Raw genomic sequence first — 942 nt, forward strand, 5'->3', positions numbered from 1 at the left:
GCTGAGCGTGACTTCTAAGATTTTCGCTTCAAGAATCACCTGGCGCTGCATTCGTTCTTGAGACACACCCAAAAACTCACGCACTTCACGAATATCATCAGGGAAAGCTCGCACGGTGATCACGCCAGCTTGTGGCGTAACTACCACACTTTGGCCTTTACCCGAACCAATTAAGTTCGCCACCGCTTGTTGCAACATTGGCCAAAAATCACTTTCGGTGATGGTTTCAATGCGCGTTCCGCCTGTTGATGTCGTCGAGCTATCATTGCCGTTATTGCTGTTGTTGGAATCTGAAGAGTCTGAGCTGTCAGAGCTACCACCAGAATTGGACGTACCAGCCGAAGTAACGGAGCCCGTGACAATGCTCGTCAGTGAGCGACCTGAGCGTTTAAACTGTAGGTAGTCGACTGGAATCGTCACCGTACGCATACCTGCCGGATAAACTTGGATTACTTTGCCCGATTTCATGACATCGTAACCGTACATATTTTGTACAACGCTAAGCACTTCATCTAATGTCACGTCAGAAAGGTTGACCGTGATATTGCCTTGAACCGCTGGATGAATCGCAACGCTGTATTCTGTCCCTTTTACCAATGAAGCAAAGAAACTTCTCGCCTCTACTGCATTGGCTTGGATACGAAAACGCTTTGACGTTCCGTTATCGGAAGAAACATTGGAGTCTAAGTTAGGCATAAGATCCGCTTCTACCGAAGAAGGAATTTCCTCCAACGCGCGGCTATTCGCTTGATTGATAGATTCATTGAGAGCTTGCTTCACTTCAACCGGATCGCGGTGACCCATCGAACATCCCATTAAAGAAGCAATCGTTATTCCTACAACTAATTTGCGCATATCTGATCAGGCTCTGGTTATTATTTTTTTACGTTTAAACCAAAAAGCTCAAGGTTCCACTGACGGCTACCACGCTTTAAAGTTACA

At 46.3% G+C, this 942-nt stretch carries 1 protein-coding gene; it reads right to left on the reverse strand.

All coding sequences use genetic code 11. The features are described 5' to 3' along the window. Window positions 1–855, reverse strand: an 855-nt coding sequence (locus R7Q09_RS24595) for a secretin N-terminal domain-containing protein (RefSeq protein WP_318143754.1), incomplete at its 3' end; no start/stop codon positions are given. Window positions 856–942 lie beyond the last annotated feature (87 nt).

It is taken from the genome of Vibrio sp. 2130-1, assembly GCF_033339515.1.